This is a genomic window from Pseudomonas sp. F-14 TE3623, assembly GCF_053629015.1.
In genome coordinates this window covers 5060298-5083190 of record NZ_JBRJHM010000001.1, presented here as the reverse complement: position 1 = coordinate 5083190, position 22893 = coordinate 5060298, and the positions used below count along the sequence as shown (strand labels likewise).

Annotated in this window: 17 protein-coding genes; 12 read left to right on the top strand and 5 right to left on the bottom strand. The window is 57.0% G+C overall.

Annotated elements, in window-relative coordinates; all coding sequences use genetic code 11:
* Window positions 1-5: 5 nt before the first annotated feature.
* From AB7M29_RS23715 to AB7M29_RS23690, 6 genes are all read left to right on the top strand, one after another.
* Window positions 6-896 carry a LysR substrate-binding domain-containing protein gene (locus AB7M29_RS23715; RefSeq protein ID WP_454248140.1) on the top strand — a complete coding sequence of 297 codons (891 nt, stop codon included), beginning with the start codon at window positions 6-8 and terminating at the stop codon, window positions 894-896.
* 18 nt (window positions 897-914) lie between these two features.
* Window positions 915-2303 (top strand): threonine synthase, encoded by a 1389-nt coding sequence (thrC, locus tag AB7M29_RS23710; protein ID WP_454248139.1) that lies wholly within the window; start codon window positions 915-917, stop codon window positions 2301-2303.
* On the top strand, window positions 2300-2737 hold the full coding sequence (locus AB7M29_RS23705; protein WP_052964723.1) for an Lrp/AsnC family transcriptional regulator: 438 nt from the start codon (window positions 2300-2302) through the stop codon (window positions 2735-2737). The genes thrC and AB7M29_RS23705 overlap by 4 nt, the downstream gene beginning before the upstream one ends.
* Before the next feature lie 148 nt (window positions 2738-2885).
* The gene (locus tag AB7M29_RS23700) at window positions 2886-3926 is read left to right on the top strand and encodes a homoserine dehydrogenase (RefSeq protein ID WP_454248138.1); all 1041 of its coding nucleotides are present in this window, start codon (window positions 2886-2888) and stop codon (window positions 3924-3926) included.
* 13 nt (window positions 3927-3939) lie between these two features.
* Entirely contained in the window at window positions 3940-5358 is a 1419-nt protein-coding gene (locus AB7M29_RS23695) for an aldehyde dehydrogenase family protein (protein WP_217857082.1), read from the top strand.
* A gap of 133 nt (window positions 5359-5491) precedes the next feature.
* The gene (locus tag AB7M29_RS23690; protein WP_454248137.1) at window positions 5492-6076 is read left to right on the top strand and encodes a DJ-1/PfpI family protein; all 585 of its coding nucleotides are present in this window, start codon (window positions 5492-5494) and stop codon (window positions 6074-6076) included.
* Between the two features lie 327 nt (window positions 6077-6403).
* Here AB7M29_RS23690 and AB7M29_RS23685 read toward each other — a convergent pair whose 3' ends face one another.
* The 4 genes from AB7M29_RS23685 to AB7M29_RS23670 all read right to left on the bottom strand — a co-directional run bounded on the left by AB7M29_RS23685 (window position 6404) and on the right by AB7M29_RS23670 (window position 10646).
* The gene (locus tag AB7M29_RS23685) at window positions 6404-7564 is read right to left on the bottom strand and encodes a cysteine desulfurase family protein (protein WP_454248136.1); all 1161 of its coding nucleotides are present in this window, start codon (window positions 7562-7564) and stop codon (window positions 6404-6406) included.
* An 8-nt stretch (window positions 7565-7572) separates the two neighbouring features.
* The gene (locus AB7M29_RS23680) at window positions 7573-8574 is read right to left on the bottom strand and encodes a hypothetical protein (RefSeq protein WP_454248135.1); all 1002 of its coding nucleotides are present in this window, start codon (window positions 8572-8574) and stop codon (window positions 7573-7575) included.
* A 9-nt stretch (window positions 8575-8583) separates the two neighbouring features.
* Entirely contained in the window at window positions 8584-9045 is a 462-nt protein-coding gene (gene alaE, locus AB7M29_RS23675) for an L-alanine exporter AlaE (RefSeq protein WP_454248134.1), read from the bottom strand.
* A gap of 959 nt (window positions 9046-10004) precedes the next feature.
* Window positions 10005-10646 carry a LysE family translocator gene (locus AB7M29_RS23670; RefSeq protein WP_052964729.1) on the bottom strand — a complete coding sequence of 214 codons (642 nt, stop codon included), beginning with the start codon at window positions 10644-10646 and terminating at the stop codon, window positions 10005-10007.
* Window positions 10647-10923: 277 nt separating this feature from the next.
* On the opposite strand from AB7M29_RS23670, the gene AB7M29_RS23665 reads away from it, so the two are divergent.
* Entirely contained in the window at window positions 10924-12282 is a 1359-nt protein-coding gene (locus AB7M29_RS23665; protein ID WP_454248133.1) for an MATE family efflux transporter, read from the top strand.
* Window positions 12283-12298: 16 nt separating this feature from the next.
* Here AB7M29_RS23665 and AB7M29_RS23660 read toward each other — a convergent pair whose 3' ends face one another.
* The gene (locus AB7M29_RS23660; RefSeq protein WP_454248132.1) at window positions 12299-13048 is read right to left on the bottom strand and encodes an SDR family oxidoreductase; all 750 of its coding nucleotides are present in this window, start codon (window positions 13046-13048) and stop codon (window positions 12299-12301) included.
* Window positions 13049-13511: 463 nt separating this feature from the next.
* On the opposite strand from AB7M29_RS23660, the gene AB7M29_RS23655 reads away from it, so the two are divergent.
* Genes AB7M29_RS23655 through AB7M29_RS23635 form a run of 5 tightly spaced genes read left to right on the top strand, consistent with a single transcriptional unit; the run spans window position 13512 to window position 22891 of the window.
* Window positions 13512-14303, top strand: a complete 792-nt coding sequence (locus AB7M29_RS23655; protein ID WP_454248131.1) for a YfaP family protein — start codon at window positions 13512-13514, stop codon at window positions 14301-14303.
* Window positions 14304-14351: 48 nt separating this feature from the next.
* Window positions 14352-16064 (top strand): DUF2138 domain-containing protein, encoded by a 1713-nt coding sequence (locus AB7M29_RS23650; RefSeq protein ID WP_454248130.1) that lies wholly within the window; start codon window positions 14352-14354, stop codon window positions 16062-16064.
* Window positions 16061-16699 (top strand): DUF1175 domain-containing protein, encoded by a 639-nt coding sequence (locus AB7M29_RS23645; protein WP_407682157.1) that lies wholly within the window; start codon window positions 16061-16063, stop codon window positions 16697-16699. Before AB7M29_RS23650 ends, AB7M29_RS23645 begins: the two co-directional genes overlap by 4 nt.
* On the top strand, window positions 16696-21270 hold the full coding sequence (locus tag AB7M29_RS23640; RefSeq protein ID WP_217857321.1) for an alpha-2-macroglobulin family protein: 4575 nt from the start codon (window positions 16696-16698) through the stop codon (window positions 21268-21270). Before AB7M29_RS23645 ends, AB7M29_RS23640 begins: the two co-directional genes overlap by 4 nt.
* A gap of 1 nt (window position 21271) precedes the next feature.
* Window positions 21272-22891 carry a DUF2300 domain-containing protein gene (locus AB7M29_RS23635; protein WP_454248129.1) on the top strand — a complete coding sequence of 540 codons (1620 nt, stop codon included), beginning with the start codon at window positions 21272-21274 and terminating at the stop codon, window positions 22889-22891.
* Window positions 22892-22893 lie beyond the last annotated feature (2 nt).

Below are 22893 nucleotides of genomic sequence, written 5' to 3'. Positions count from 1 at the left end.
CGCCGATGAGTCAAAAATCACTACCGCCCTTGAATTGGCTGAGGGCATTCGAAGTATCGGCGCGGTATTTGAATTTCACCCATGCAGCGCTGGAGCTGCACCTGACTCAAGGTGCAGTAAGTCAGCAGATCCGTCAGTTGGAGGGCCACCTCGGGGTGGCGCTATTCAAGCGCCTGCCCCGAGGGCTTGGCTTGACTGAAGAAGGGCAGTCGTACCTGCCGGTAGTACAAGACGCGATCAGCCGTCTTGCAGTGGGTACAAACGAGATTTTTGGCCAGCACAATCGAAGGCATGTGAAGGTGCGTGGCAGCCTTTCCTTTCTTCACTATTGGTTGGCCCCGCGGCTCGCAGTTTTTTGTCGAGAGTATCCCCAAATCGACATCCGATATATCAGCAACATTTGGGTGAAGGAACCGGACGGAGAGGATGACCTGGAGATTCGCTGGGGATGCGGTGAGTGGTCGGGATTGCACTCTCAGCGATTAACGTGGGACATCCTCCAGCCCGTTTGCTCGCCTGAACTTATGACCCGTTCACCGATACGTGAGCCTCGCGATTTGATGAACCATTCTTTGCTGCATGTATTGGGGTACGAGGAAGGTTGGGGTTACTGGTTGAAGCGGGTTGGAGCAGACGATGTCGATTATTCCCGTGGTCTTCAGTTCGACACACTGATTTCCACAATCCGCATGGCAGAACTGGGTCAGGGCGTTGCCTTGGCGCGGTCTTCCGTCGTGGAAGATTTGCTGAAGAGTGGGCACCTGATTGCTCCATTCAGTCACCGAATCGAGGCCAGCGAGTCTTTTTATCTAGTGCGTGAGCAGGCCGAGATGCTTTCGCCTGATGCCGCGACTTTTTCTACTTGGTTGGTGGCTCAAGCCCACCGCCTTTTGTAATTCTGTTCTGGAGTCATCATGCATTACGTAAGCACACGCGGCGGTGACGTGCGGGCGGACTTTGGCAGTGTGGTTCTGTCGGGGCTTGCCGAAGATGGCGGTCTCTACGTCCCTGCAAGTTTGCCTGTCTTCACTGAGAAACAGATTACCAGTTGGTCGTGGTTACCTTTCGAGGAGCTGGTCTGGCGAGTGGTCTCACCCTACGTTGGCTCTTCCATGGACGAAAGCACCCTGCGTGCTTTGCTGAGCGACAGCTATCGAAACTTTAACCACCGCGCTATTACGCCGCTTGAGCAGATAGGCCATAACGAATGGATACTCCAGCTGTTTCATGGCCCGACCCATTCTTCCAAAGATTTCGCTGCGCAACTGCAATCGCGTTTGGTAGAACACTTTTTGGGGGAGGTCGGTGGAGAGGCGCTGATCGTCGGGGCGACTAATGGCGATACTGGGCTGGCTGCGCTCGAGGCGTTTTCCAACTGCGCTGGTACTCGCATGGCGATATTGTATCCGCGCAATGGGGTAGCGCCTGAGCAACTCTCTGCCTTGCAGGCGGCAGACCCTGATCGGGTTCAGCTTTTTCCAGTAGACGGCAATTTCGACGACTGCCAGACGTTGGTCTCTCGACTCTTGCGCGACTGGCCGTTAGACGGGGTAATACCGATCAGCTTCAACTCCACCAACTGGGTCGGCGTCCTCGCACAGATCGTTTTTTATTTCCACGCTGCCTTGCAGCTGGGTGGCGGGACACGTCCTGTAGGTTTCAGCGTTCCAGCAGCCAGCTCTGCTGAGATCTGCGCTGGCTACATGGCTCAGAAAATGGGATTACCCATCAACCAGGTGATCATTTCTACTAACAGTAATGATGCACTTCACCAATTTATTCATCGCAATCGCTACTCGACCCGAGTCAGTAATCGAACATTGTCTCCTGCGATGGATTTCTCCCTGTTCTCCAACTTGGAGCGGTTCATTTGGGAGCTGTATGGGCACGATGGGCGTTCAGTAAAGGCGCTAATGGAGCACTTTGAAGGCTGCGGCGAGTTAAGTATTGGCAACCAGCAATGGCTCCGGGCCCGCGTTCTGTTCGACTCCTATGCAGTAGACGAATCACAGGTTCGCGACGAAGTCGTCAAGTTGTTCCGTGAGACCGGGTCTGCAATCGATCCACATACCGCTGTGGGCGTACTGGCTGGCCGAATTCATCGACGCAGTCTGGGGGCTCCGATGGTGACCTTTGGGCAAATTGCTCCGGCCAGGTCTGCGGCCCTATTGTCCGAATTAGGTGTCTGGCAGGCAGAGGTGCCAACGACTCCTGACATTTTTGCTCAGCCACCGTACTTGGCCAAAGGCGATCTGGACGGTCTGTGCCAGGCCCTCTTGTTGGCGCAGCAGAGGCCTGTATGAAGCGCATTCTGGATCCGCTGGACGAGCGCATACTTGCCGAACTCACAGCGAATGCTCGAATCGCCCATGTTGAACTGGGCGCCAAGGTCAACCTGTCTCGCAATGCTGTGCGGCAGCGCATCGAGCGTCTTGAGCGAGACGGCGCCATCCAGGGTTATACGGTACGTCTCGGTGATTCCCGAGGACCTTCATCGCTGATCAGTGCGGTGATCTTTGTCTATCGCTACGACCGCATGCGTGGAGAGGAGGTACTTGCTGTGCTGCGCTCCATCCCCGAGGTGGTTCAGTGTGAAGTATTGAGCGGTGAATTCGATTTGATGCTTCGAGTCAATGCTGCCTCTCCCGAACGTGTCCACCTCGTTTGGAAGGAAATCTCTGCGATGCCCGGGGTGGAAAATACCGTCACTTCCTTCGTCCTTTCTGCCGTGTTCTGAGCACAAAAAAAGGGGCTTTCTGCCCCTGTATACCTCGTCTTTCTGTACGGGCAAAACGGCCAACAAATACAGCACTCTGCCATATTCAACTGCCAGAGCTCGACTCTTACGATCTTCCTATCGAACAACGTCTAAGAGGACTGCTTTCATGACTGAATACAAAATTGCCCTGGTGGGTTTTGGTGGCGTCAACCGTGGCCTGGCTCAACTGGTTGCAGATCGTAATGCCGAGTGGAAAGCCTCTCTGGGTTTTGGTATCAAAATCGTGGGTGTGACTGATCTTTTTCTCGGTTCCATCGTTGCTAAAGAGGGGCTGGATGCAAAGCAGTTGGTCGCTCTGCCTCTCGAGAAGGGGGCGCTCGCTCAGATGCCTGGAGGCACCGCTGAGGCGTTGAACGAAGCGGTCATTAAGCATTCTGGTGCGGACATGATTGCTGAAGCCACCTTTACCAACCCTGTCGATGGTGAGCCCGCTACTACGTTCTGCCGCTGGGCACTGGAAAGCGGCATCCATGTTGTGACCACCAACAAGGGGCCAATTGCGCTGCACGGCGCTGAGCTTAAGGATTTGGCCCGTCGTAAGGGAGTTGCCTTCGAGTACGAAGGTTCGGTTATGAGCGGTACGCCCGTGATTCGCCTGGCACGACAGGCTCTGGCAGGCGTGGAGGTTCAAGGCTTTGAAGGCATCCTGAACGGGACTTCCAATTATGTGCTGACCCGCATGAAGGACGGCCTGACTTTTAACGACGCAGTCGCTCAGGCTCAACAGCTCGGCTATGCCGAGGCCGATCCAACTGCCGATGTCGAGGGGTTTGACGTCCGCCTCAAGGTGGTGATTCTCGCCAACGAACTGCTCAACGCTCGATTGAGCGTCAGCGATGTGGCTTGTTCAGGGATTAGCAGCATCAGCCCAGAAGACGTCGCCCAGGCAAGTGCCAACGGTGCAAGTTGGAAGCTGATCGGTTGTGCAAATCGCGAAGCCAATGGCTCGGTTCGAGCGAGTGTGGAAGCTCGACTGTTGCCGAATGCGCATCCTCTTGCAGGTATTTCCGGCGCCACGAACGCGGTGTCGTTCAATACTTCACTGCTGGGTGCCGTCACTGTATCCGGCCCTGGAGCAGGTCGTATCGAGACTGCCTATGCGTTGCTGTCAGACATCATCGCCATCCATACCACCCACGGCAAGTAATAGGAGAGTAGTCATGAGCGTATCCAGCATGGCCAGCATCCAGCTTGTTGATGCCAAACAGATTGATGTGTTCAGTCCATTCGATGGTCGCCTGGTGGGAAGCGTACCTTGCCTCGATGCAACCGCTGTTCCTGGCTTGCTGGAGCGTGCGCGAATTGGCGTGCGTGAGAGTGCGGCAATGCCTCGTCACCTTCGTGCACGCATCCTTGAGGAAACGGCACGGCGTGTAGAGCTTGAGGCTGAAGCGTTTGCCAAACTCATTGTTGCAGAGGCGGGAAAGACGCTGCGACAAGCAGAGAAGGAAGTGAAACGTTGTGTGAACACGCTGAAGCTATCGGCGCAAGAGGCTCGTCGTAACGCCGGGGAAGTGATTCCATTCGAGGCTTATGAAGGCTCCGAATCGCGCCAAGGCTGGTTCACTCGTGAACCGTTGGGGCTTATCGTCGCGATCACCCCATACAACGATCCGCTGAACTTGGTCGCCCATAAATTGGGCCCGGCCATCGCCGGTGGCAATGCTGTGATCCTGAAACCCTCAGAGCTCGCACCGTTGTCGGCTCTCAAGCTGGTTGAGTGCCTGGTGGAAGCGGGTTTGCCTCCGTCCGTGGTAACCCTGGCGACCGGAGGCGTCGATCTGGGTAAAGCATTGGTGGAACTGCGCGAAGTGCGGATGATTTCCTTCACGGGTGGTTTTGCAACGGGAGAGTCCATTGCTCGTAGTGCAGGCTTGAAGAAGCTGGCCATGGATCTGGGAGGGAATGCACCGGTTCTCGTGCTCGAAGACTGTGATCTTGAACCAAGCGTAGAGTCTTGTGTATCGGGTGCCTTCTGGGCAGCAGGACAGAATTGCATCGGCACGCAGCGCATCCTCGTACACAGTTCAATCTACGAAGATTTCCGTGAGCGTTTTGTCAGCCAAACGCGTGCATTGGTGCTTGGCGATCCTGATCAGCGAGCAACGGATGTTGGCCCGATGATTACGGAGCAGGCGGCTCGTCGCACCGAACAATGGGTGAATGAAGCGCTGGCCGAGGGTGCTCTTCTTCTGTGCGGACACCATCGCCAAGCGGGAAGCTATGCCCCGACCGTACTGGAGCGTGTAAGCCATAACAGTCGGATTTGGCAGCAGGAAATCTTCGCGCCGGTGGTCATCCTGGAGCCTTTTGACCACCTGGATGACGCCGTTGCTCTGGCCAACGCGCCAGAATACAGCTTGCATGCGGGACTCTTCACCCGTGATCTTTCCAAGGCCCTGAAATTGGCGCGCCAAATTGAAGCCGGTGGCGTGATGATCAATGATTCTTCTGATTATCGTTTTGATGCCATGCCTTTCGGTGGCTCCAAGTACGGAAGTCTGGGGCGAGAAGGTGTTCGATTTGCCTACGAGGACATGACGCAACCCAAAGTGGTCTGCATCAACGAAATGGGTTGAGCGCTTAAGGCGATGGTGTCCATCTAATTTTTTTTAAGTGGACACCATTTTTAGCTGTGTAAAAGCGTAAGCAGTCGTTGAGATCTATTTGTTGTCACTTTATGTTATTCGTTTCCATGGAGGATTCTGACTGATGGCACGCGTGGGCTTGATACTGACACCCGGTTTTGCGGACTGGGAATACGCTTTTATTGCAGGAACCGCATCCCCGTTTTATGGGATCGACGTCAGGTTTTTCGCCCCTACTACGGGGCAGTTCCGCTCGCAGGGTGGATTGGCAGTAACTGTGGATAGCAGCTTGCAACAATGCCTGGACTGGAAGCCGGACGTTGTTGTCGTCATCGGTGGAATGATCTGGGAACGTGCAGATGCACCGGATATTCGGGACTTTCTGCTTGCGAGTCGTTCAAGTGGAGCGACAATTGCCGGTATCTGTGGGGGGACGCTGGCACTTGCGAGGGCCGGGCTTCTCAACACGGTTTCTCATACCTCGAACAGCGCTGACTTCTTACAACAGAATGCCGTAGGTTATGAAGGCGCCGCGCTTTATCGAAGCAGTCAAGTAGCTGTGGTTGCCGACCGCATCATCACGGCTCCAGGCCCTGCACCCGTTAGCTTTACCTGTGCAGTGTTTGAAGCTGCCGGACTCTCTTCAGAGAACGTTTCGCAGTTCAGGTCATTGTTGGCAGCGGAACACGTTTTTTGCCGGTCGCGCTGAAGAATTGTCTGGATCGAATCTAACCACTGAATCGTCAAGGAGCGCGCCCGAACGGAAGTTGATTTGCAGGACCAGGCCTGGCCGACGTACGGTCGGCCGCTCCCTGTCGATCAATTGCTCATGATTGGCGCCAGTGCGGTCTGGATCGTGGACATCTGTGCGGGTGTTGTCATGTGCGTAAGCAGCCGGCCAAAGTGTGGATGCTCCACGCCCGAGATTATGTATTTGGATTCCTCTGCTCTGAAACACCCTTTAGTCCGTTGCTTAAGGCAGCGGTACGATGAACGCAGAGTGTATTCATCGTACTGATTTTTTCAGCGATGAGGCTTACATCTGGCTTTGTTGCTCTAAAGCTGAGGTTTCGACGTTATATGAATGCAATTCACTCATTGCTGCACAAAAAGTGAGAACGTCCTCCTTGACGTTTAGCGGACTAAAAGAGACTCGTAGGGTGGAGCTCATTTGGGTGTGACTGAGCTTCATCGCGCTTAACACCCGGGAAGGTGTAGGAGACACACTGCTACAAGCTGAGCCTTTAGAGACGCAAATACCTCTTTGCGAGAGAAACTTGATCGCCCTGCTGGCATCGATACCGTTAAAGCAAATAGAGAGTATGTAACCTGAAGTTTCTCCATCCTGGGTATTGATCGAAAATGAGATGTCTGACTGCTCAAGAGTCTTTTGAAGGAGCAGGCTCAAGGCGCGAACGTGATTATGGTACTGGTCAGCGTTTTTTTGGTGATGTACGAGAGCTCTATATAAAGACTCTATGCCGTAGATGTTTTCCGTTCCTGGCCTGACGCCAGCCTCCTGCTCCCCTCCAAATAGCAAAGGGGAGAGTCGAAAACGATGGTTCAAATAAAAAAAACCGACCCCCATTGCCGCTCCGAGTTTGTGTCCAGAACCAATAAGGGCATCGATATACGTTAAGTCGGGAGAGGAGACTTTTGTCAGTGCCTGTACACCGTCACAAATGAAGGAGATTTCCGGATCTATGGCTTTTATTTTTTTAGCGATATCGTCGATAGGTTGGCGTGCCCCAGTTTCATTGTTAACGCCCATGACCAATACCATTGAAGTATGTTCATTGAGTAAATCATATATGAAAGAAGTCTCTATAATTCCTCGGTGATCAACTGGAACAATATGGACGATAAAGCCGGACTGCTGCATGTGTTTTACGGTATTGAATACAGCAGGGTGTTCAATGGCGCTGACAATTATTTCGTTTCTTGTCGAATTGGCCATCTTAAGAAAATGGCATCTTCCTTGAATAATCAAATTAGCAGCTTCGGTGGCGCCTGAGCAGAAATGATACTCGCTTGACCGCCCTCCGAACATCGCGCTCAGCAGCGATCTGGTTTTTTCAAGCACTGCGTTAGCTGCATAGCCTGCAGAATGAGCGCTTGAAGGGTTTCCAGGTTCAGGGGAGAAAGTCACAGCATCTTCAAAAGGTAATGCAGAGGCAGCGCTGTCAAGATAGATCATATATGTCCTTATATTATTCTCATGTTATTGTTGTGCAGCATATCTTGTATCTGGTTCGTAAACTCTATGCTGTCTGTGCTTGAACGGCCAATCAGATTTTTTTCAATGAAGGTGTACTCGATCAATTCTTCTTTGTTGATGATGATCTGCGCGCAATTTCTGGAAAAGTTTTCGATCAGTAAGTTGGCCGATATAACGCCGCGATACACCTTTTCTCCAATGAACTCGTCATCTGCTCTTGCGTAAATAGCGATATGATCCACGGAGTTGTCAAATTGACAAAGCAAGCCACCGTAGGTCGCAGGGCAAAGAACTCGTCCTCCTGTTTCGTAGAGATTGATCACCGGGTTCTTTTTCAAACGGGCCAAAGGGCAATTTTCCAGGTCGCTCTGTTTAATCTGGTTCTCGTTGTTCTTCCACCATGAACCTCCAAAATAGGAGTCCTCATCGTGTGTGTCGAACAGGTAGGGAGTGGTCAATGAGAATAGACCCTGATCTTCGTTAGAGAGGAATAGTGCGTTTGTTTTATTGAATACCTCGTGGATGTAGTTTTGACTGGTTGACTTGAGTTGTTCAATTTCGGAGCGAGTCCGACGCATGATTTTCCGGAAGTGATCGTTGCCTTTGGATTGCAAATGAATTGCTACTTTTTCTAAAGATATTTCACTTGCGGCGAGTAATTTTTGATAGGCGCTGGGGATATAAACGGCTTTCTCACGGTGTTGGATGTCTTGAGTGATTTTCCGTCGTTCATCATTCCCACCTTTGATGCCTATAAGGTCAGAAAGGTACAGGTTTATGGATACGTTTTTGTTATGACGCTTTAAGGCGTCATGTAATGCAATCCCCAGCTCGAATGTGCGAATCTCCGTCGGACTCGGTTCTCCTTGTATGCCAAATGAATAGCCGTCGTGAGATGAGAATATGGTCGTGTGACCGCAGTCGATTACAATGTTTTCTCTTAGATTTTTCTGTGAGGTGATGGTGTGAACTATTGAGTCAATATCCATTTTGTGTTCTCAGTTCAGGTTAAATAGTTTTTTTCTAATGAGTGCTCTATAGATTCCGTAAGGTCTGCCAACAAAACCTGCAATAATACAAAATATCAAGGCGGCCTTGATGGCTTGCATTAAGGTTGCACCGCTTATGCTCATGTTTATTATGTAGAGTGGTAACTCGAACGAGAGATAGGCCAAGGTATCGACAAGGTAAGGTTTTATACCTTTATCCCTGTCGGAAATCTTGAATTTTTTAAAGACATAGTCGCGCCATATACCGAAGGGGCGAGCAGTGCTGGTGATAATGAACAGCCCTACGAGTCTAGCACTTAGGTGTGTGCTAAGTGTCATCTGCGCAAAACCTAGTTCGATAGGTATGGAGATTAAGTAGCAAAACGTATTTAGCGCGAAGGTGTCGGCCCAAAAATTTTTTAGAGACTGGGTGTTTTGTTTTATAGATAAATCACTGTTGGTAGAAGGCATAGTTGAGCCTCGCTATAACGTCACCGGTTGAAATTACGTGCAGCAACAAGCAATGAACTGTTCCATTGGTCGCGGCGCTTAAAAGTCTATGTTCGCGGTCGAGTATTTAGATAGTCGAACCAGGAGGCTTGTTTTTAATTAGAGATCGTGCGCAATAGTGTCTGGCACCTAGACGCATGAGCGGAACGGAGTAAGGTTTTTTGGCGGGAGTTAAGACGTATACACATAAATGCCTCCATGGCAGCAATGCTCTCTGATACGACAGCACTCTAATCTATGGGCGATAGCGTCGTCTACCCCTCACTATCATTCTGCTACGTTCGGGCTTTGTTCTGGTGTTGATCACCACTGTTGCGGTATTTCGAAAGCCTAAATCGTTTAGTTTCAGCTCATTCTAAATTCTGTGCAGTTTGCCCCTGTTCCGCCTCGGCCCTTAGCGACAACCCCATATCGAATAGCACTCGCAGTTTACTTGGTTTGAGTTGAGATCAAGTATCGCGAGGCGCTTATAGTCCAAACGATGATACTTACCAAAAATCATAAAACTCACCAGGATTTTCAAAATAGCTTCTATTTTGTGGCGCAAATCACCCTCTAACGCCTGCAATTTGCAATTTTTTCACACTAAACTCTGATTCAAATCAGTTTTAATGCGGCGCAGGCGTGCCCGATTATCGCTCGGGAATACTGAAAATGACTTCCGGATTTGGTGCGCGCCACACACGAATTGAACGGAGAGCCCCTATGAAACACCTGGCCTTCGCATGCTGAGTGTGCCGACGAACGTAAGCAAAGCCGTCTGGACCGGAGATTCACAAGCATGTGCTGGCTGCGCGTAAACGCAGTGGCAAACATGCGGCGGCGATCATGAGTTTGATCCAGTCGGCGCGGCTCAATCGGCAGGGCAGACGCTCACGCCCTATCAGCTCCTTGTTACCGGAGTTACAAGCCCGACTCCCTTACGCCGCCTGCCGCCGCATGGTCAGGATAGCAGCACCGAAACCGATGAATGTCGACCCCACCACCCGGCTGACCCAACGGGACAGCGCAGGCCGGGTCAGCACACCCTTGGCCCGCGAGGCGAGCGCGGCATAGAGGCTCAGGGACGACACCGACAATGCCATGAAGATCGAGGTGAGGATCAGAAATTGCGGCAGCAATGCCGCACTCTGATCGATGAACTGCGGGAACAACGCGGTGAAAAACATCGTCGCCTTGGGGTTGGTCACCGCCGTCAGGAAGGCCGCTTTGTACAGTTTGGAACGAGTCGGCCGGCTTTCCTTCAAGTCGTCCTGAATTCCGTCCGGGAGCATCGGGCCCTTTTTGAACAATTGTCTGATGCCCAGGTAGAACAAATAACCGGCACCGATGAACTTCACTGCGTTGAACAGCCATTCGGAGCTGGCAAGTAGCGCCCCCAGCCCCAGCATGGCAGCGGACGACAGGCAGAACAGGCCACTGGCGTTGCCGAGCGATGACCATATGGCGCTGCGCTGCCCATGGGCCAGGCTATTGTTGATCGCCATCAAAGTCGCAGGCCCAGGGCTGGCAATAGCAATCGCGGCGACCAGTGTAAACGTCAGAATCGAGTGAGAATCCATTTTCAAAGCTCGTGGTGGTGGGGCTGGCATGTTACAGGAACGAGCGGGACAACAAGTTAAGTGGTACCCGTCTTCACCAGCGACCCATATTACTGCGGACTTGGCTTAGTCAAAAAAGTCGGGACTCAGGAGAGCATTCAGGGCGTTCCAGCGGCCGCTGCTTGGCGAAAGCAAACAATACTCATGCTCCCCAAATCCGCAAAATAGGAGCGCGTTATTCCCGGTTCCGTAGCGTAGAATTTCCCAAACGCCAGCCCCCACCCGAGACGGAACCTCAATGCAAACCCCCACCACCCAACACCCTCTCTGGCAAACCTACCTCCTATTCCTTGCCCCCATGGTCCTCTCCAATTTCCTCCAATCCATGTCGGGCACCATCAACAGCATCTACATCGGCCAAATGCTCGGCACCCAGGCTCTCGCGGCGGTATCGGGCATGTTCCCCGTGGTGTTCTTCTTCATCGCCCTGGTCATCGGCCTCGGCGCTGGCGCCGGGGTGTTGATCGGTCAAGCCTGGGGCGCTCGCGAGTTACATTTGGTGAAGGCGATTGCGGGTTCGACGTTGCTGTTGGGGGCGATGATCGGGTTGGCGGCGGCGGTGTTGGGCAGTGTGTTTGCCCGGCCGGCGTTGCAGGGTTTGGGCACGCCGGTGGATGTGCTGGACGATGCGGTGGCGTATGCGCATGTGATGATGTGGATCTTGCCGTCGCTATTGGTGTTTGTGTTGTTCACGCAGTTGCTGCGTGGGGTGAGCGATACGGTGTCGCCGTTGTTGGCGCTGGTGGTGTCGACGTGTGTTGGGCTGGCGCTGACGCCGGCGTTGATCCTCGGGTGGTTGGGGTTGCCGCCGATGGGGATTCAGAGTGCGGCGTGGGCGGGGTTGGCGGGTAACTTGTCGGCGATGGGGTGGCTGGCGTGGCGGTTGATTCGCAAGGGCCATCCGTTGGCGCCGGATCGGGAGATGTTTGCGGCTATGCGGCTGGATCTGGAGATCCTCGGCAAAGTGTTGCGCATCGGGCTACCGACCGGGCTGCAGATGGTGGTGCTGTCGTTATCGGAGCTGGTGATTCTGGCGCTGGTGAATCAGCACGGTTCTCAGGCGACGGCGGCGTACGGGGCGGTGACGCAGATCGTCAATTACGTGCAGTTCCCGGCGCTGTCGATTGCGATCACGGCGTCGATCCTCGGCGCGCAGGCCATCGGGGCGGGGCGCATCGAGCGCATGGGGCCGATTTTGCGCACGGGGCTGTTGATCAACGTGTGCCTGACCGGTGGCCTGGTGGTGTTGGGTTACCTGCTGTCGCACTGGTTGCTGGGGTTGTTCCTCACGGATGATTCCACGCGGGCGATGGCCGAACACCTGTTGCACATCATGCTCTGGAGCCTGTTGGTGTTTGGTTTTCAGGCGATTGTCGGCGGCATCATGCGCGCGAGCGGCACGGTGTTGGTGCCGGTGGCGGTTTCGATCGTTTGCGTGGTCGGGGTGCAGTTGCCGGTGGCGTATCTGCTGGATGCGCGTTTTGGATTGCAAGGTGTGTGGATGGCGTTTCCGGTGGCCTATCTGGGCATGCTGGTGCTGCAGACGCTGTATTACAAAATGGTCTGGCAGCATCAGAAGATCGAGCGGTTGGTGTAGGGCCTCGGTTTGAGTATCAAGCGCTGCTCTTGAGCCAGGTCTCGAAGCGCGTCGGCCCGATGATGGGGTGCTCTCCCGGCGTAAGCGAATGGTCATCGATGGGCGCACCGAAGTAGGGGACAGTGTCGTCCGCTTGGGCTTGGCGTGGGTCGTTGGTGTGTTGCAAAAACAGGCGCACGAACTCTACCAGCGGCCAGCGCTCTGGCCCGGCCACTTCCAGGGTCTGATTGCTCGGCGCTTGCACGGCGACCTTCGCCAACGCCATCGCGACATCGACTGCGGCAATCGGTTGCAGCTCGGCGGAGGTCAGGCGCACGGTATCGCCTTCCTGCACGCCCGAGTGCGAAATCGCCCCGATGAATTCGAAGAACTGCGTGGCCCGCAATATGGTGTAGGGGATGCCTGAGTTTTTGATGAGTTTTTCCTGCGCCATTTTCGCCCGGAAGTAACCGCTGTCGAGCATGCGCTCGGTGCCCACCACCGACAGGGCGACATGGTGTTTGACGCCGGCGGTTTTCTCGGCGGCGAGCAGGTTACGCCCGCAGGTTTCGAAGAATTCGAGCACGACAGCGTCTTCGAAGGAGGGCGAGTTGGCCACGTCGACCACCACATCGGAGCCTTGCAAAGCGGTTTGCAGTCCTTCGCCGGTGAGGGCGTTGACGCCGGTGCTGGGTGACGTGACCAGGGTTTCATGCCCCAGGCCTTGCAGGTTTTTGCAGAGGTGTCTGCCGATCAGCCCGGTACCGCCAATGACGACGATTTTCATGACGAGTCTCCCGATCCGTGCGCAGTGGGTTGCGGTGGCTTGGAATCCTGCAACCATTAAAGACCCGGAATGCGCGAGAGGGTGGCGGGGGCGACGATCGGGTTATCGGGAAAAAGCGCGGCTGGTTCACAAAAAGATCGGAAAACTGCACTGCTGGCAATGTTATATTGCCGGCCTCTGGCCTAATGCCAGTCAGTTAAGCGCAATCCATCCATGTGGGAGCGGGCTTGCTCGCGAAGACGGCAGCACAGTCAACATTGATGTCGCCTGATACACCGCTTTCGCGAGCAAGCCCGCTCCCACGTGGATTACGTTTAACTGACTGGCATTAGCGTCTGCACCATCATTTTTTTGAAGTTCGAAGGCTTGTTTGAGGCTACTCAAACGCCTTCCCAGCAGTCAGATCAAACACCGCGCCGAGGATCGGGCGCCAGGTTTCGTTATGCATGGCAGGAGGCGTTACATGCGTTGTGTTCTTTCACTGCTGATCACGCTGGTCTGCGCCCAGGTTGCATGGGCCGAGCCCACGGCTGAGTTGTCGGAACCGGTGGGCGGCTGGCGCTACCATGGCTTGCTGGATCGCAGTGAACATCCTCGAGTCGCTTATCCCACCCCACCCATCGACCGGGGCGTGCAGCGCAATCGCACGATGATCGAAGGCCAGCTCAAGGCCCTCCGCACGCTCCGACCGCCGCACAGCCTGGCGGTCAACGGCAATCCCCTGAATTTGTACACCGACGACCAAGGGCGTTTTGCCCGGCCGTATGCGTTCGGCGCCGGGTCCAACAGCGTCGAAGTGCGCAGTTCCGAGGGCAAGTCGCTCAAGCGCGTTCAATTCTATGAAGCCAACAACCTGCGCACGCCGGCGCGCATTCGCGTGGTGCTGGGGTGGGACGATCCCAAGGCCGAACTCGATCTGCACATCATTACCCCCGACGGCCAGCATGCGTTCTGGGCTCGCCCTGCGATGAGCAATGGCGGCGGCCTCGACCCGGACGGGGTCGATGGCCCCGGCCCGGAAATGTTCACCATGACCGCGCCGATGCATGGCACTTATCTGGTTTACGTGAACTATTGGGGCAACTTCGGCAGCGGCGGCTATAACTTCGATGAGACCAGCAACCAGAACGAGGTGATCACCTCGCAAATCAATCTGGTGCTCTACGAAAACACCGTCGACGAAAAACGCGAGACCTTCATCGTACCTTTGCGGGCGATCGGCGACCTGCTGCTGGTCAAGACTTTCAACTATTAAACATCCCGCACCACGGTTGAATTCAGCCTTGTGAAAATGAGCGTGAACATGAGCGATAACACTGTTTCCCCGGCCGCCGACGCACCTGCTGCCAACACTTCCCGTCGCTGGCCGGCGCTGCTGGTCGGGCTGTGCCTGGTGGCCGGCGTGGCAGGCGGGTTGGGGTGGTTCCTGAACAAACCCAAGGCTCCGCCTGCGGAACTGGCCAGTGACAAACTGGGCATGAGCCGGCCGGACGGTTTGCTCGAAACCCACTCCCTGAGCCAACTGCCAAAAGATCTGCTGGCGGTGCCGTTTCTCAAGGAAACCCTGACCGAAGATTTCGTCTTCTATTACGAAGCCCACGCCGACCGTCTCGGCTTGATCGGCAGTCTGCGGCGGATCATTTACGAGCATGACCTGAAGTTGCAGGACAGCCTGATCGAGCAGCTATTCGATCAACCGGCGGATGTGGCGCTGTGGCGCGGGGCGGATGGGCGTCTCAAGGATTTTCTGTTAGTGATGGATCGCGGCGGGCTGGCCAAGGTGCTGGAGCCGCTGGCGAAAGTAGCGCTGGGTGATACGCAGCTGAGCAAACTCAGCGAGGTGAAAGTCGGCACCGACGCCGTCACGCTGTATCAGCTCAACTACAACGCCAGCAAGTCATTGGTGTTCGCTTCCCATGGCGACAAACTGGTGGTGCTGTCCAATCCGGCCAAGCTCTACGATCCGGAAAACGGCGCATCAGAGGACACCGGCAGCGTTTCGACCAAGGCCATCGCCGCCTTGCTCAACGGCGACAAACTGTTCCCCGAAGCCTTCGGCCTGCCACCGCGTGCGCCCGAGGTAAAACAGCGTCTCTCGGTCAATTCCAGCGTTTTGGCCATGGGTTACCAGCGCTTCATCCCGAACTTCGCCGGCCTGCGTTTCGACATGGACGACAAGGGCTGGCACAGCTTCCTCGCCATGGACGAACTGGAAAATCAGCCAGACTTCGACTTCAAACCGATCTGGCAAGCCATGCCCATGGGCGCCAGTGCCTGCGTGGCCTTGCCACTGGCCGCCGAACAACAGAAACCGCTGCTGGTGAAGCTCGGTGCCGACGACGCCGTGGCCCAGGCTTTGACCGAACACATGGCCGGTGCCGCCGGCTTGTGCTGGTACGCCGATTCGCGGCTGTACACGCCGCTGCTGGTGGCCAGCCTGAATGACGATGACAGCGCCAAACTCGACGGCGATCTGGGCAACCTGTTCGGCTCGATGGTCGGCGCCTACGAAGGCAACGTCGCCGATCACGCGTTCCCGGTGGTCGAGAAACAGGAAGGTCAGACCCATCAGTGGCAGCGCCAGGTCAGCTCCAATTTCGGCCCCTATAAGGCCAAGGATGCCGAGCAACCGGACGCGATCACCGGCAAAGCCTTTATGCGCGTAAGCCTGGCTCGCCACGGTTCGACGCTGCTGTTCTCCCTCGACGACAAACTGGTCGACAAAGCCCTCGGCACTCTCGACAAACGCTTTCCACCGTTGGCTGACGTGCTGCCGAAAGACCTGCTGATGCCGATCTATTTCGGCCCGGATTCCATGGCGCAGCTGATGCAACAGGAAACCCTCGACAGCCTGCCGCAGGACATGGAACCGGTGTTCTACAACGCCGCGCAAACCTACCTGATTCCGAAACTGCGCACCCTCGGCGGCTATGGCAAATACGCCCTGACCTTGCCCAAAGGCAGCGAGCCCGACGGCCATTGGCAGTGGCTGCCGCTGGAGTGGAAAGCCCTGTGACCGCACTCATCCGAGGCCTCGGCCTGCTGGCGTTGTTGCTGGGGACCCGCACCTTTGCCAGCGAAGCTCCGGCGCTCGACCCGCAGCAATCCCAGGTATTCCGCGCCTGGTTCGTGCGCATCGCCCAGGAACAACTGACCCAAGGCCCGAGCCCGCGCTGGTATCAGCAGGACTGCGCCGGGCTGGTGCGGTTTGCCGCCAACGAAGCGCTGAAGGTTCATGACGACAAATGGCTGCGCAGCAACGGCCTGTCCAATCGCTACCTGCCGCCGGAACTGCAACTGAGCGACGCCCAACGCGGCCTCGCCCAGCAATGGCAGCAGGGTGGCGGCAAGGTCGGGCCTTACGTCAACGCGATCAAACTGATTCAGTTCAACAGTCATCTGATCGGCCGTGACCTGTCCCAGGCCCGGCCCGGCGACTTGATGTTTTTCGATCAGGGCGACGACCAGCACCTGATGATCTGGATGGGCCGCTTCATCGCCTATCACACCGGCACCACCACCCCCACTGACAACGGCATGCGCTCCGCAAGCCTGCAACAACTCATGACATGGAAGGACACCCGATGGATACCCGACGCAGCCAACCCCAACTTCATCGGCGTCTATCGACTGAACTTCCTCTCCCAATGATCGGTGCCCGCATGCTGCGCATTTGCTCAAAACTGCCTTTGTTGTTGGCCTTGTTCATGCCGCTGGCCGCGGTCAATGCTGAAGACACCGCCGAGCCAAGCGGCTATACGCCGGTGGCCGGTGAGAGTTTCTTCCTGCTGGCCGACAGCAGTTTCGCCAGCGACGAACAGGCGATGGTTCGTCTCGAAGCGCCGGGCCGCGATTACCGCCGGTTTCGCATGGAACCTTACGGCGGCGCGGACATTCGCGTGTATCGCATCGACAAGCCGCTGGATTTCCTCAAGCGCCAGAAGAACCTGCACCGCGTGGTCAGCGATGGCCAGTTCAAGGGCGAAGGCCTGTCGAACACCCTCGCGTATCTGTGGGACAACTGGTACCGCAAATCCCGTCGGGTGATGCAGCGGGCGTTTTCCTACGAGTCGCGCAAACAAGTCACCGAGGAAGTGCCGGAACTGAAGATGGGCACCGCCATCGCCGCGCCAACACCCTACGACGCTCAGCCGCAGTTCGCGTTGATTCCGGGCCTGCCGGTGGTCAGTCAATTCCGTTATCCGTTGTGGCAAGCCAAACCGATCCAGCCGCCTGAGGGCGTGAACCTGGCCGGTTCTTCCAGCGAGTTCGTCAGTGTCTCGCCGGGCAACGTGTACATCCCGTTGGGCAACCTGAAGCCGGGCCTGTATCTGGTGGAAGCGCTGATCGGCAAGTACCGCGCGACCACCATGGTCTTCGTCTCCAACACCGTGGCCGTGAGCAAAATTGCTGGCGATGAATTGCTGGTGTGGGCTGCGCGCAAACACGAAGGCAGTTCGGTGTCCAAGGTCAATGTGCTGTGGACCGACGGCCTGGGCGTGATGAGCAGTGGTGCTACCGATACCGATGGTTTGCTGCGTCTGAAACACGTCAGCCCGGAGCGTTCGTTCGTGATCGGCGAGGACGAAGAGGGCGGGGTGTTCGTCTCCGAAAACTTCTATTACGACAGCGAAATCTACGACACCAAACTTTATGCATTCACCGACCGACCGCTGTATCGGCCGGGGGATTGGGTGTCGCTGAAAATCGTTGGCCGCGAGTTCAAGAATGCGCGGGACTCCGTGGCACCGACCGCTGCCGACGTCAACGTTACCGTACTCGACGCCACTGGCACCGCGCTGCAATCGCTGGCGCTGAAGCTCGATTCCAAGGCTGGTACTCAGGGCCGTTTCCAGTTGCCGGACAACGCAGTAGCGGGCGGCTATGAGCTGCGTTTCAGCTACAAGGATCAGGCCTACAGCAGTGCCTTCCGTGTCGCTGAATACATCAAGCCGCACTTCGAAATCTCGCTGAACCTGACCAAGCAGGATTACCGCACCGGCGAACCGGTGAAGGGCAGTCTGGTGCTGCTGTACCCGGACGGCAAACCGGTGGCCAACGCCAAGTTGAGTCTGAGCCTGCGCGCCCAGCAACTGTCGATGGTCGATAACGAACTGCAATACCTCGGGCAATTCCCGGTGGAGCTGACCAGCGCCGAACTGACCACCGATTCCAAGGGCAACGCGAGCCTCGATCTGCCCGCCGCCGAGAAACCGAGCCGCTACATGCTCACCGTGTTCGCCAGCGACGGCGCGGCGTATCGGGTCAAGACCACCAAGGAAATCCTCATCGACCGTGGCGCCGCCAGTTTCCGCTTGAGCGCACCGCAGCGGTTCAGCGCGGTGGGCGGCAAGGTTGCATTCAGCTATGCCAACGAAGGTGGCAGCGAGCAGAGTAAAGCGGTCAACCCGAGCAGCTACAGCTGGGTGCGACTGGAGGATCAAACCACTGGCGAAGGTAAACTCGCCGCAAAAGATAAAGGCTTCACCCTGGCCTTCGACCGTCCGGGCACTTACAACCTGACGCTGAAGGATGACCATGGCCGCGTGCTTGGCGCGACCGGTCATTCGGTCACCGGCGACGGCGTCAAAGCCGTGCCTGGTACCGTGGAAATCGTCCTCGATAAACCCGAGTACAAGGCGGGCGACGAAGCCCTCGCGTTGATCACTTTCCCCGAGCCGATCATCGATGCGCTGTTGTCGCTTGAGCGTGACAAGGTCGAGGCCACGGCGTTGCTGTCCAAGGGCAGCGACTGGCTGAAGATGGAAAAACTCAGCGACACCCAATACCGCGCGCGCATCCTGGTGAAGGACAACTTCGCGCCGAACCTGACCTTTTCCGTGCTCTACACCAAGGGCGGTCAGTACAGTTTCCAGAACGCCGGCATCAAAGTGGTTGCGCCGCAAATCGACGTGGCAATCACCACTGACAAAGAGGCGTATCAGCCGGGCGATACCGTATCGGTTGACCTGACCACGCAGTTCGCCGGCAAGCCGATTCCGGCGCACCTGACGGTCAGTGTGGTCGATGAAATGGTCTACGCGCTGCAACCAGAAGTCGCGCCAACCATCGATCAGTTCTTCTATCACCCGCGCCGCAACAACGTGCGCACCAGCGCCAGTTTGTCGTTCATCAGCTACGACGTGGCATTGCCGGGCAGCCCAGGCGCGCCGGGCAAAGCCAACCGCAGCGAGCGTGGCGTGAAAGTGCTGGAGCGGCCACGTCGCGAAGACGTCGACACCGCTGCATGGCAGCCTGAATTGATCACCGATGCGAATGGCAAAACCCGCTTCACCTTCAAAATGCCGGACTCCTTGACCCGCTGGCGCATCACCGCCCGGGCCATCGCCGATGACGGCCAGGTCGGGCAGAAGAAGCAGTTCGTGCGCTCGGAAAAACCGCTGTACCTGAAGTGGAGCGGCCCGACCAAATTCCGCAACGGCGACAAACCGGATCTAGGTGTGTTCGCTTTCAGTCAGGCCGAGAAACCGGTCAAGGCTGAGCTGGTGATTCATTACGCGGGCGCCGAACAACGTGTGCCGGTCACTTTGAACAACGGCATCAACTACATCGCATTGCCGGCGTTCACAGTGGCCAATGGCGAGTGGACCGCCGAGCTGGTGCAGGACGGCAAAACCGCTGATGCCCTGGCGGTGCGCCTGACCGCGACCGGCGAAGGCTGGCAGGTGACTCAGAGCCAAAGTCTGGACGTGGCCAGCGGTGATACGCCGCTGACCTTGCCGGCAGACGCCACGGATATTCGCCTGCGTCTGGATGACAGCCCGCAAGCGCTGTTCCGTTCGGCGCTTGATGATCTGCTGAGCTATCCGTACGGCGGCGTCGAACAGACCGCCAGCCGTTTGCTGCCGCTGAGCATCGCTTATCCGACCTTGTCGTCGAACCCGCAGATCCGCGATCGTTTGCGTTTGATCATGCAGAACAGCCGCCTGCGCCTGGTGCAAATGGCCGGCCCGTCGGCGAGCTTCACCTGGTGGGGCTATGACGGTGAGCCGGATGCGTTCCTCACCGCGTACGCCTATTACGCCGACTGGCACGCCAGCAAAGCGCTGGAACTGAGCCTGCCGCCGGAGCATTGGCAGCGGGTGCTGGAGGTGTACGCCAAGCAGTCGCAGAACACGCCGCTGTTGCAGCGGGCGTTGATTCTGTCGTTTGCCAAGCAGATGCAATTGCCGGTGAACACGCTGCTCAGCGGTTTGATCGACGACTTGGTGAAAGCCGGCGAAGGCCATGCGGCGAGCATGATGGACGATGGCGAAGAAAGTCTGGTCATGAGCGATCCGGATTCGGCGTTGGGGCTGGCCAGCGCTCGAGTGCTGACCGCATCGATGGCGCGTCAGGCCAAGGTCAATCTGCCGTCGGCGTTCAATGGTCAATTGGAGGCTGCGCAACAACAAGTGGCCGCCAGCTCTCAACCGTTTGTCGAAGCGCTGAACCTGTCGCTGCAAGCCTTCGATCAGTCTCACGCTCAAGCGTTGTTGCAACGTTTGTTGCCACAGCAATCGACCCTGGAACGCGCCTTGGCGCTGACCTGGCTGCAACGCAGCATCGAGCAGGCCTCGCCGACCATCGCGCTGGCACCGGGTGAAGGCTGGAAGAAAGAGCACAGTGCTACCGGTGAGATGTATTGGACGTGGCAGGGTGCTGCGCCCGTGCCGACAGTGTTGTCGCTGACCGGGGAGCAAGAACGCCCGCTTCGCGCCGCGTTGAGCTTCCAGAGCAAGCAACCGCCAGTGGACCCGATGGCCGTGACCATCACTCGTCGTCTGTCGCGTCTGGTGCCGGGTGACGAAGCGTTTGAATTCAAACTCGAAGCCGTCGGCAGCAAACCGTTGTCCAGCGACAGCCTGTACCTGGACGAAGTGATCATCACCAGCAAAGCCGCAAAACCGCTGCGCTACGGCATGCTCGAAGTGCCGCTGCCACCGGGCGCGGACGTCGAGCGCACCACGTGGGGCATCAAGCTGATGGGCAAGGCCGGCACCGAGCCGACCTCGCTGGAGAAGGCCCGTTTCGAACCGGGGCAAATGGCCTACGCGATCCCGGTGGATGCCCTGAGCGGTGAATTGCGCCTGCGTCATCTGGTGCGTTTCTCGCAAAAGGGTCAGTTCAACTTGCCGCCGGTGCGTTTCACACAGGTCTACGCGCCACAGCATCAGGCCCAGGAACAGAAACCGGCGCTTGGTCAGGTCACGGTCCACTGACATGACCCGGCGCTTGGTCTGGTGGCTGCTGTGTTTGATGCCTGCGCTGGCGACAGCGCAGGACGAGCCGTTGCGGCTGGGCTTCAAGGGTGTGTTGCTTGCGTTGAGCCAGACGCAGGTGATTTCGCGTGAGCCATTGCCTGCTGATTTGCAGACGCCGCTGGGTAGTTTGTGGAAGCTGTTTGTCTACGGCTGGCTGGTGGATACCGGCGCGCGTGAACCGGCTTATGAGTGTCGCGGGCAATCGAAGGAAGAAGTGTATTGCTGCACGGCGGGCGGCAGGATTGAGCGCGACCAGGCATTGGTGAAGTCTTGCGGGTTGTATTTTGAGCCTGCGCGCCTGGGCATTGCTGGCGCTGATTGGCGCGAGTATTGGCAGGCGAGACAAGCGCCGAAGTGGTTGCTGGACTTGCCGTCGTTGCAACCGCAGACCCGGGTTTCGGTGGCTGAGTTGTTGAAGGCATTGGCCGTGATGCCGGCGCAGGATCAAGCCCGGCGAGTGTTGCTCGATGTGGTGCTGAATGCTGCTGACGGCAATGTCGTGGGCGAACTCGGTGGTCGGTTGCGGGTGAAAACCTGGAGCTGGTTGGGGGATCAGGATCCTTCGTCGCGTCAGGGCGGATTCGCGGGCTGGACGGCGGACGGCACACCAATCTGGGCCGGTGGGCGCGGCACCAGTCAAATGGTTTTGCGCAATTACGGTCAGGCACTGGCGACGGTGTTGCCCACGTCATGGCCCGCGGAGGCTGGGAAGTGCGTCGAGGTCGGCCTGTTCGCGCGTTATCCGCTGAAACGCGTGCTGTCGGGGGATCGCGTGTTAGCGACCGGGCCCTTGCAAGGCGACTATCGCGTCGAATTCGCCAACGGCAATCAACTCGATATCCACAGCGACGGTGAGTTGTTCTTGCTCAAAGACAAACTCGTCGCCCGCCTGGACCGCGAAGAATACGTCGCCCGCGTCCTGCAGCGCGAAGCCAGACCGGAACCTGCCGAAGCCGCCAAAGCCCTGAGCGTCGCGATCCGCACCTACCTGCTGCAAAACGCTACCCGCAACGGCGACTGCCTGAGCATCGATGACAGCAGCAGCCGACAGCGCGTTGCCCCGCGCCCGGCCGCGACCGAGTCGCGCAACATCGCCGCGTGGACCAGCGACCTGGTCCTTGCCGGCAGCAACGTCACCTATCACTCCGACCAACCGGGGCCGGACAAACTCTCCTGGCAGCAAGCCGTCGAACAGGCCAACGCCGGTCAACGCTACGACGCCATCCTGCTGCACGCTTATCCGCGCGCCAGCCTCAGCCGCTGGGACAATCCCGTCGCTTCCTGCGACGCATTGCCCGCCGCGCAAGACTGGCTGCAAAAGCAACGTCGCGGCTGGCGTCCACGGCTGGAAAGCGAAGTTGGCTACAACGAAGTCAACACCTTAGCCGTCTGCCGCCTGGCCTTTGGCCGTCCTTTTGTCGATCGCGAACGCCAGCGCATTTACGTGCGTGGCGTGCTGTCGCTGCAAGACCGCCTCGACCTGACTCACGAATACCTGCACCTGGCCTTCGAAGCACACCCCAACGGCCAGGATGAAACCTACATCGAAGGGCTCGCCCGCCACCTCTTGCTGGAATAGGC

What these genes read in the sequence shown, in the direction of transcription:
- AB7M29_RS23715 (WP_454248140.1), top strand. Translation starts at nt 6, where the DNA reads ATGAGTCAAAAATCACTACCGCCCTTGAATTGGCTGAGGGCATTCGAA.
- thrC (WP_454248139.1), top strand. Translation starts at nt 915, where the DNA reads ATGCATTACGTAAGCACACGCGGCGGTGACGTGCGGGCGGACTTTGGC.
- AB7M29_RS23705 (WP_052964723.1), top strand. Translation starts at nt 2,300, where the DNA reads ATGAAGCGCATTCTGGATCCGCTGGACGAGCGCATACTTGCCGAACTC.
- AB7M29_RS23700 (WP_454248138.1), top strand. Translation starts at nt 2,886, where the DNA reads ATGACTGAATACAAAATTGCCCTGGTGGGTTTTGGTGGCGTCAACCGT.
- AB7M29_RS23695 (WP_217857082.1), top strand. Translation starts at nt 3,940, where the DNA reads ATGAGCGTATCCAGCATGGCCAGCATCCAGCTTGTTGATGCCAAACAG.
- AB7M29_RS23690 (WP_454248137.1), top strand. Translation starts at nt 5,492, where the DNA reads ATGGCACGCGTGGGCTTGATACTGACACCCGGTTTTGCGGACTGGGAA.
- AB7M29_RS23685 (WP_454248136.1), bottom strand. Translation starts at nt 7,564, where the DNA reads ATGATCTATCTTGACAGCGCTGCCTCTGCATTACCTTTTGAAGATGCT.
- AB7M29_RS23680 (WP_454248135.1), bottom strand. Translation starts at nt 8,574, where the DNA reads ATGGATATTGACTCAATAGTTCACACCATCACCTCACAGAAAAATCTA.
- alaE (WP_454248134.1), bottom strand. Translation starts at nt 9,045, where the DNA reads ATGCCTTCTACCAACAGTGATTTATCTATAAAACAAAACACCCAGTCT.
- AB7M29_RS23670 (WP_052964729.1), bottom strand. Translation starts at nt 10,646, where the DNA reads ATGGATTCTCACTCGATTCTGACGTTTACACTGGTCGCCGCGATTGCT.
- AB7M29_RS23665 (WP_454248133.1), top strand. Translation starts at nt 10,924, where the DNA reads ATGCAAACCCCCACCACCCAACACCCTCTCTGGCAAACCTACCTCCTA.
- AB7M29_RS23660 (WP_454248132.1), bottom strand. Translation starts at nt 13,048, where the DNA reads ATGAAAATCGTCGTCATTGGCGGTACCGGGCTGATCGGCAGACACCTC.
- AB7M29_RS23655 (WP_454248131.1), top strand. Translation starts at nt 13,512, where the DNA reads ATGCGTTGTGTTCTTTCACTGCTGATCACGCTGGTCTGCGCCCAGGTT.
- AB7M29_RS23650 (WP_454248130.1), top strand. Translation starts at nt 14,352, where the DNA reads ATGAGCGATAACACTGTTTCCCCGGCCGCCGACGCACCTGCTGCCAAC.
- AB7M29_RS23640 (WP_217857321.1), top strand. Translation starts at nt 16,696, where the DNA reads ATGATCGGTGCCCGCATGCTGCGCATTTGCTCAAAACTGCCTTTGTTG.
- AB7M29_RS23635 (WP_454248129.1), top strand. Translation starts at nt 21,272, where the DNA reads ATGACCCGGCGCTTGGTCTGGTGGCTGCTGTGTTTGATGCCTGCGCTG.